Origin of the sequence: Hoyosella sp. YIM 151337, from assembly GCF_026041215.1 — a bacterium.
Lineage (GTDB): Bacteria > Actinomycetota > Actinomycetes > Mycobacteriales > Mycobacteriaceae > Hoyosella.
The window spans coordinates 169249-177758 of record NZ_JAPEIQ010000044.1 but is presented as its reverse complement, the minus strand read 5'-3'; the positions used below and the strand labels follow the sequence as shown (position 1 = coordinate 177758).

Annotated in this window: 7 protein-coding genes; all 7 read left to right on the top strand. The window is 59.1% G+C overall.

Annotated elements, in window-relative coordinates; genetic code table 11:
• The first annotated feature begins 217 nt into the window (after window positions 1-217).
• The 7 genes from ONR57_RS21890 (at window position 218) to ONR57_RS21860 (ending at window position 8360) form a co-directional block, all read left to right on the top strand.
• The gene (locus ONR57_RS21890; RefSeq protein WP_265125828.1) at window positions 218-580 is read left to right on the top strand and encodes a DDE-type integrase/transposase/recombinase; all 363 of its coding nucleotides are present in this window, start codon (window positions 218-220) and stop codon (window positions 578-580) included.
• Window positions 565-873 carry an integrase core domain-containing protein gene (locus tag ONR57_RS21885; protein WP_265125827.1) on the top strand — a complete coding sequence of 103 codons (309 nt, stop codon included), beginning with the start codon at window positions 565-567 and terminating at the stop codon, window positions 871-873. Before ONR57_RS21890 ends, ONR57_RS21885 begins: the two co-directional genes overlap by 16 nt.
• A 69-nt stretch (window positions 874-942) precedes the next feature.
• Window positions 943-1206: a type II toxin-antitoxin system Phd/YefM family antitoxin gene (locus ONR57_RS21880; protein WP_265125826.1), complete on the top strand. Its 264-nt coding sequence runs from the start codon at window positions 943-945 to the stop codon at window positions 1204-1206.
• Window positions 1207-1309: 103 nt separating this feature from the next.
• A complete protein-coding gene (locus ONR57_RS21875) occupies window positions 1310-2770 on the top strand; it encodes a class I SAM-dependent DNA methyltransferase (RefSeq protein ID WP_265125825.1) in 1461 nt (486 codons plus the stop codon).
• A 38-nt stretch (window positions 2771-2808) separates the two neighbouring features.
• Window positions 2809-3927, top strand: a complete 1119-nt coding sequence (locus tag ONR57_RS23440) for a restriction endonuclease subunit S (protein WP_265125824.1) — start codon at window positions 2809-2811, stop codon at window positions 3925-3927.
• Window positions 3928-3930: 3 nt separating this feature from the next.
• Complete coding sequence (locus ONR57_RS21865) at window positions 3931-5022, top strand: endonuclease NucS domain-containing protein (RefSeq protein WP_265125823.1); 1092 nt, start codon at window positions 3931-3933, stop codon at window positions 5020-5022.
• Entirely contained in the window at window positions 5019-8360 is a 3342-nt protein-coding gene (locus tag ONR57_RS21860) for a DEAD/DEAH box helicase family protein (protein ID WP_265125822.1), read from the top strand. Before ONR57_RS21865 ends, ONR57_RS21860 begins: the two co-directional genes overlap by 4 nt.
• Window positions 8361-8510: the final 150 nt, after the last annotated feature.

The window sequence follows — 8510 nt, the reverse complement described above, 5'->3', positions numbered from 1 at the left end:
CCAGTTCTGCCGCTACATCTGACCCACGATGCTCCCTATCATCTGTCACAAGGTCCATCATCTTCCTCTCAGACGGACCGAACCCTTACACAGACCATCTGACACGCCCCTTCGATACGAAGAAGATCGGCTGTTCGCTAAGCACGTTTTCCGCGTTGCTCGCAGCGAGAAACTCACCGGGGACCGCCGCCGGACCCGTCAGGGCGGCAGCAAACGGGTGAAACCGATCGTGGCGGCCGCCGCACCGAACGCGTTGTGGACCTGGGACACCACCGAGCTGCGCGGGCCGCGGAACCAGGACCGCTACCGGCTCGCGCTGATCCTGGACGTGTACTCCCGCTACCCGGTGGGCTGGTACATCGGCTACAGCGAAAACGCCGCAGACGCGAAAACCATGTTCACCGCCGCGCTCACCGCGCACGGCGCACCAGCAGTCGTGCACTCCGATAACGGCGCCGCCATGCGCGCCAGCGAACTGACCAGCCTGCTGGAAACACCCCGCACCACGCCACCCTGTCGTACTCACGGCCCCGGGTCAGTGACGACAACCCGTTCTCCGAATCAATGTTCAGAACCCTGAAATACGACCTGAACTGCCCCCTGCATTTCGACAGCATCGAACACGCCCGCCAATGGACCGGGCAGTTCCTGCACACCTACGCCCACCAGCACCGGCACAGCGGCCTGAACTGGCACACCCCCGCCAGCATCTACCACCGCACCGCCCACCACATCCAGCACCAACGGCAACAACACCTCGACCAGTACTACGCCGCACACCCAAAACGATTCCGGAAACCCCCACAAGCACCCAGGCTCCCCGAAGCCACCGGAATCAACACCAAACCACCCCACCTGTCCCAGACAGGCTGACAACTACCGCATGGACGGGGCAGATTCCCAACGGGCGGGCAAAGTTCCGGACGGCCCGTACGTGAGGGGGTGTGTGGTGCGGATTATGAGTTACAGCGCATCGCGCGGTATGCAGCAGTTCTCGACTCGGTGGTCACCGACCGTGAAGAGGTCGTGATCACGCGTTCGGGACATGAGCCGATAGTGATCGGCTCGCTTGCCGGCTTCGAAGCCCTGCGTGAGACCGCGTATCTAATGCGATCACCAGCGAACGCGAGGCGTCTGCTGGATTCGATGGAGCGGCTCGAAGACGGTGAGGGTGAGCGGCACGAACTGATCGAGGATAACGACTGAGCCTGCGGCTGGTGTGGGATATCAACGCGTGGGAGGGGGCCGCTTACCGTCCACGGCCGCTACCTGCGCGAAGACTCAAGCGCATTGAACTAGAGTTTCGGGTGTGATTACTGGCGAGCTGAAGAGCAAAATTGACCGTGTTTGGGACTCGTTTTGGTCTGGCGGCATCAGCAACCCACTTGAAGTGATCGAACAGATCACCTACCTGTTGTTCATCCGTCGGCTGGACGATTTGCAGACCCTCGCCGAAAAGAAGGCCCGCTTCACTGGCGGTGTGATCGAGGATCCGATCTTTCTGCCAGCGCAGTCACATTTGCGGTGGAGCAACTTCAAAAACGAAGCTCCAGATGTCATGTTCAAGATCGTCTCGGAAGAGGTGCTGCCGTTCCTCCGCGGCCTCGGGGGTGACGGATCAACGTATTCCGAGCACATGCGCGACGCGCGTTTCACCGTGCCCACACCGGCGCTGCTATCGAAGGTGGTCGACATGCTCGACGGCATCCCGATGGAAGACCGGGATACCAACGGCGACCTATACGAGTATTTGCTGTCCAAGATCGCGTCCGCTGGCGTAAACGGACAGTTTCGCACCCCGCGGCACATCATCAACCTGATGGTCGACATGACGGCACCCAAACCAACTGACGAGATTTGCGACCCAGCGTGCGGCACAGGCGGCTTCCTCGTGACTGCCAGCGAATACATCCGCGCGAAGCATCCTTCCGCGCTGACGGATGCGACGCAGCGGCAGCACTTCCACCGGTCAATGTTTCACGGCTACGACTTCGACTCGACGATGCTGCGGATCGGCAGCATGAACATGCTGTTGCATGGCATCGAATCCCCGGACATCCGCTACCGCGACTCACTGTCTGAGGGGGCCGCCGGTGACGCGGAGAAGTATACCCTGATCCTTGCTAACCCCCCGTTTGCAGGATCACTCGACTACGAGTCGACCAGCAAAGATCTCCAGCGGATCGTTAAAACCAAAAAGACGGAACTGCTGTTCCTCGCACTCTTCCTGAAGCTCCTGAAGCCCGGTGGCCGAGCCGCAGTCATCGTCCCTGACGGAGTGCTGTTCGGCTCATCCAAAGCACACAAGGACCTACGCAAGACCCTAGTTGAAGAGCAGAAGCTCGACGCCGTCGTGAAGCTCCCTTCAGGTGTGTTCCGACCCTACGCCGGGGTGTCGACCGCCATCCTGTTCTTCACCAAAACCAACTCCGGCGGCACTGACCACGTGTGGTTCTACGACGTCCAAGCTGACGGTTTCTCCCTCGACGACAAACGCAACACGGTCGAAGCCAATGATCTGCCCGACGTCCTCACTCGGTGGGCGTCACGCGACACGACTGAGCGTGACCGTGCCCGCACAGAGCAGTCATTCTGCGTACCAAAAGACGACATCGTCGCGCAGGGATACGACCTCTCCCTGAACCGCTATAAAGAGATCATCCACGACGAAGTTGAGCACCGACCGCCGCTAGAGATCATCGCGGACATCGAAGCTCTGGAAGATGAGATCGCCAAAGGGCTGGCAGAGCTGAAGGCGATGCTGTCGTGAAGATGGTTGCGCTTGGCGAGCTTATAAAATCTGCCAGAGTGGCTCGTGCTGGCACCGACGAATATCCCCTCCTGTCGATGACGATGCGCGACGGTCTAGTCGACCAGAGTGCGAAGTTCAAGAAGCGGGTAGCAAGCAATGACGTCTCAGACTACAAGGTCGTCAGGCGCGGTCAGCTTGTAGTGGGTTTTCCGATTGACGAGGGCGTGCTTGACTTCCAATCGCTGTACGACGCGGGAATCGTAAGCCCTGCTTATGGCATCTGGGACCTCTGCGACGACACTCGCGTCGATGTGGAGTACCTCAAGAAGTACCTGAGGTCCGCGCGTGCGATGGCCTACTACAAGGCAAAACTGAGAGGTAGCACAGCTCGGCGGCGTTCACTCCCGGCGGAGATATTCCTCGCCTTGCCCGTCCCCCTCCCGCCCCTCGACGAGCAGCGCCGCATCACCGCGATCCTCGACCACGCCGCCGCCCTTCGTGCCAAGCGACGCCAAGTGCTCGCCCACCTCGACGATCTCACCCAGGCAATCTTCCACGACATGTTCGGTGACCCTGCCACATGGGCTAGCCGATGGCCGATGGGGGTAATTGGAGACATGACCCAGTCAGCTCAGTATGGGACATCCGCGAAAGCTGGCGACTCCGGTGAGTGGCCGATTCTCCGGATGGGGAACGTAACTGACAGCGGCCGTCTGGATTTGAGAGACCTCAAGTACATCGACCTTTCGGTGGCCGACGTTCCTAAGTACACCGTTCGCCGGGGCGACATGCTTTTCAATCGAACGAACAGCAAGGAAAAAGTCGGCAAGACAGCAGTGGTTCGTACCGACCGGTCGCTCGCATTGGCTGGCTACCTAGTTAGAGTGCGATGCAAGCCTGAGCACCAATCCGAGTTCGTGTCGGCATATCTCACGAGTCCTTTTGGGCAGGCTATTCGGCGGCGCCTCGCGAAAGCTGCTGTCAATCAGGCAAATATTAATGCGTCTGAGCTGCAAAGGATCCCAATTGCCCTACCGAGTTCAGATTTGCAGCGTAAGTTCACCGCCAGGATCGAAAGCGTAGATGCTCAGCGGACCGCAGTGCAGAATCTCCTCATTTCAGATGACCAACTTTTCGCCTCTCTCCAGTCTCGTGCGTTCCGAGGGGAGCTGTGACTGATGCCTGTTGAGATGCGGATGTGGCGAATCGACGGTGAGCGGCCTCGTCCGCTCAAATCGTCAATGCTGCCGAGTGAGGCGGCTCTTGAAGATTTTTTGGAGCAGGATCCTTCGTTGCTGGGCACCCGACTTCTCGTTGTTGGGCGGCAGGTCCGAACGCCTTACGGAAAGTTCATTGATCTCCTTGCCATTGACGGCGACGGAAATCTGCATGTCCTGGAGCTCAAGCGTGACAAGACTCCGCGCGATGTTGTTGCTCAGGTGTTGGATTACGGTTCGTGGGTCGCCACTCTCACTCGCGAGCAGATCATTGACCTCGCCAGTGACCATCTTGGGCAACCCTTCGAAGCGGCTTTCGAGGAAGTGTTCGGCAGTGCTCCTCCCGATGAGTTGAATGCCGAGCTTGAACTCACGGTTGTTGCCACCGACCTTGACGCAAGTTCTGAACGTATCGTGACGTACCTGCGTGACTTCGGTGTCCCCATAAATGCTGTGTTCTTTTCCTACTTGAAGGACGACGACCGCAGTTATCTCGCCCGCTCCTGGCTCGCAACCTCAGAGGAAGGCCAGCCCGCCACGCCGGGAAAGAAGAAGGGCAAGCGGGCGGAGTGGAATGGACAGGATTGGTTCGTATCGTTCGGAGATGGCCTAGGGCGAGCGTGGGAGGATGGCCACGACTACGGATTTGTGTCGGCGGGCGGCGATATTTGGTATTCGCGCACCCTCCGGTCGTTGCCTGTCGGGGCTCGCGTTAACGTACACATCCCATCCCACGGGTACGTTGCAATTGGGGAAACGCTGGGCGAGGCCGTCCGATTCGATGAAGCAAATGTGTTCGTGAAGAACGAGTGGGTACCGCTGGCCAACCAGGCTCTGCGCGCTACGTATTCCCACGGGCCGACGGGACAGCCGCAATCGGATGCTATTGCGGAGTATGTCGTCCCTGTCCGTTGGATCGCCAGCAGGCCCAAGTCCGATGCTTTCTGGGAAAAGGGCATGTTCGCTAATCAGAACAGCGCCTGCAAGCTCCGCCAGGAATTTACGCTCGAACGGCTGGCGAGGCACTTCGGTGTGGACGGAGACAATTCATGAGCAATTTCAACTTCGTGAAGCTGACTTTCCCCGGGCTGCATCCTGATTGTGCGAGGGCCGAGTCGTATTTGATGGCTGATCCGCGCTCGGCTTGTTTCTATAGTCGTCGGGCTGTGGAAACTTTGGTCGGCCATTTGTATGACCTGCTTGGTCTGCCGCTGCCGTATAAGAATGATCTGGCTGCGCGGATCAACGACGCAGGGTTCAAGGCTCGTGCGGGCGTCATGATCAACACGAAGCTGAATCTGATTCGCAAGGCCGGTAATGCGGCTGTTCATGACCAGAAGCCGATCAGGCCTGATATTGCGGAAGCAGTCCTTCGTGAACTGCACCATGTGATGGTGTGGGCCGCGTTCCACTACTCCGCGAACCCTGGCGCATCGCCAACGGGGTCGCAGTTTGACCCCAAACTCGCATCACAGGCTGCGCCGCTGACGAGGGCGGAAGTTGTTCAGCTCGCACAGAAGTTCAAAGCCCAGGATGAAGCCCATGCGAAGCTGCTGGCCGAGAAGGATGAGCTGCTTGTCTCTCATGAGGCTGAGCTCGCGAAGTTGCGTGAGCAAGTCAAGGTAGCTCAAGCGGCGAACACCAAGGTAGACGACCACGACTACACTGAAGCACAGACCCGCGACAAGCTTATCGACTGGTTGCTGAAAGAAGCTGGCTGGCCGCTCGACCAGGATCGTGACCGCGAGTTCGAAGTTACCGGCATGCCCAACACGAAGGGCGTCGGATATGTCGACTATGTGCTGTGGGGTGCCGACGGATTGCCGCTCGCGGTCGTGGAGGCGAAGCGCACTACTAAGAGCGCGCAGATCGGTCAGCAGCAAGCCAAGCTTTACGCCGATTGTCTCGAAGCGCAATTCAAGCGCCGCCCGGTGATTTTCTACTCCAACGGGTACGAGCATTGGTTGTGGGATGACGCGGCGGGGTTCCCGCCGCGCGAAGTTCAAGGTTTCTATACCCGTGACGAGCTGGAGTTGATGATTCAGCGACGCCACACTCGTCTGCCGCTTGCTGCCGCGCCGATCAAGAAAGACATTGTCGGACGCTACTACCAGGAGCGGGCAATCAAAGCGGTCGGCGACGCCCTGACGAAGAAGCAGCGCGAAGCATTGCTGGTCATGGCCACAGGTTCAGGAAAAACTCGCACCGTAATCGCCCTGGTCGACCAGCTGATGAAGGCCAACTGGGTCAAGCGAGTGCTGTTTCTCGCTGACCGCACCGCGTTGGTTAATCAGGCTGCGAACGCTTTCAAAGCACACCTGCCGAGTGCCCCGCCCGTCAACTTGGTGACGGAAAAAGCCACTGACGGCCGGGTGTACCTGTCGACGTACCCGACGATGATGAATCTCATCAACGACGTAGGCGAATCGGGGCGTCGGTTCGGGCCAGGCTACTTCGACCTCATCGTTATCGACGAGGCCCACCGGTCGGTCTATGCGAAATATGGGGCCATCTTCGATTGGTTTGATGGGCTGCTCGTGGGTCTGACGGCGACGCCGAAGGACGAGGTCGACCACAACACGTACCGGCTTTTCCACCTTGAGGACGGTGTCCCCACCGACGCCTACAGCCTTGATGAAGCGGTGGCGGACGGCTTTCTTGTGCCGCCCAAGGGAGTGGCCGTCGGTACGAAGTTCCTCCGCCAGGGCATCAAGTACAACGACCTGCCGGAAGAGGAGAAGGACCAGTGGGACACCCTCGACTGGGGTGAGGACGATCCGCCGGACGAGGTTGGTGCAGAGGAATTAAACCGCTTCCTGTTCAACGAAGACACCGTCGACAAAGTGCTCGGCACGCTCATGCAGCACGGGCACAAAGTCGCCAGTGGGGACCGGCTAGGCAAAACGATTGTTTTCGCCAAGAATCAGGCCCACGCTCAGTTCATCCAGCAGCGCTTCGACATCAGTTGGCCCGAGCACGCGGGCACATTCGCGCGCGTCATCACCCACGGCACACCGTACGCGCAGAGCCTCATCGACGACTTTTCCCAGCAGGACAAAGCACCGCACATCGCCATCAGTGTCGACATGCTCGACACTGGCATCGACGTGCCCGAGGTCCTGAATCTCGTATTCTTCAAGATGGTCCGGTCGAAGTCTAAGTTCTGGCAAATGATTGGCCGCGGCACCCGGCTGCGCCCCGACTTATTCGGACCAGGCCAGGACAAGAAGGACTTCCTTGTCTTCGACTTCTGCGGCAACCTCGAATATTTCAGCCAGGACCTTCCCGGCTCGGAGGGCTCAATCCAGAAGTCGATCACCCAGCGAATTTTTGAGGCGCGCCTCGGGCTGATCACGACATTGGGTGAATCTGAGCCAGACCTGCGCAATGCTACAGCAAATACGCTGCACGAATTCGTCGCTGGCATGAACCTCGACAACTTCCTCATCCGCCCGCACCGCAAATGGGTCGAGCGGTACTCCGACCCGAAGGTATGGGAGACACTCACCACCGAAGACGCCAACGAAGCCGCAGAACACTTGGCTGGTTTGCCATCGACAGCCGTCGACCCTGACGAGGACGCCAAGCGATTCGACCTCCTGGTGCTTCGTCGACAGCTCGCCCAACTGCAATCCGATGCGGTCGCAGCGGAACAGTTGCGCGAAACCATTCAGAACATCGCCTCCGCACTCCTCACCAAGACGGCGATCCCATCCGTCGCGGAACAAGCCGTGCTGTTGGAATCGGTCGCGGGGGATGAGTGGTGGATTGATGTCACCCTCCCAATGCTCGAACTTCTCCGGGTCCGGGTTCGCGCCCTCGTGCGGTTCATTGAGAAGACAAAACGTAATCCCATCTACACCGACTTCGAAGATGAACTCGGCGAATCAATCGCCGTCGACCTCCCGGGGACTACCCCAGGCACCAACTTCGAACGCTTCCGCGCGAAAGCGGCCGCTTACCTGAAAGATCACCTCCACCACGTCGCTCTCCAGCGTTTGCGCCGGAACAAACAACTCACGCCTGAGGACCTTGAGGCCCTAGAAGCGATGCTCATGGAGTCGGGCGTTCAGAAGGCTGACCTCGTGCGGGCTGGTGAGCAGAGCGGGGGGCTGGGCGTTTTCATCCGCTCGCTGGTGGGCCTTGATCGCGCGGCTGCTATTGAGGCCTTCGGGAACTATCTCGACGGCACACAGTTCTCGGTAGACCAGGTCCGCTTCGTCCAATTGATTGTCGATGAGCTCACGGCGAACGGCATCATGGAGCCAAGTCGGCTCTTCGAGTCGCCGTACACCGATCGGGGCCGACCCGACATTATCTTTCCCGACCAGCATGTCGAAGCCATAGTCGAGATCCTTCATGATGTGAAGGCTCACGCCGTGCCAGCTTGAGCCGTCTCGTGTGTTCGAAAACGAAGGCGTCGAAAATGGCCGTAGGAGAGTGCTCGTTGGCTCGGTAAACCGGTCGAATTTGCGCGAATGTCGCCGCGTGACCATCCTTTCCGATTTCCGCGCCTTCCTCGCCGAAAACTAATGCTCATC

What these genes read in the sequence shown, in the direction of transcription:
- ONR57_RS21885 (WP_265125827.1), top strand. Translation starts at nt 565, where the DNA reads ATGTTCAGAACCCTGAAATACGACCTGAACTGCCCCCTGCATTTCGAC.
- ONR57_RS21865 (WP_265125823.1), top strand. Translation starts at nt 3,931, where the DNA reads ATGCCTGTTGAGATGCGGATGTGGCGAATCGACGGTGAGCGGCCTCGT.
- ONR57_RS21860 (WP_265125822.1), top strand. Translation starts at nt 5,019, where the DNA reads ATGAGCAATTTCAACTTCGTGAAGCTGACTTTCCCCGGGCTGCATCCT.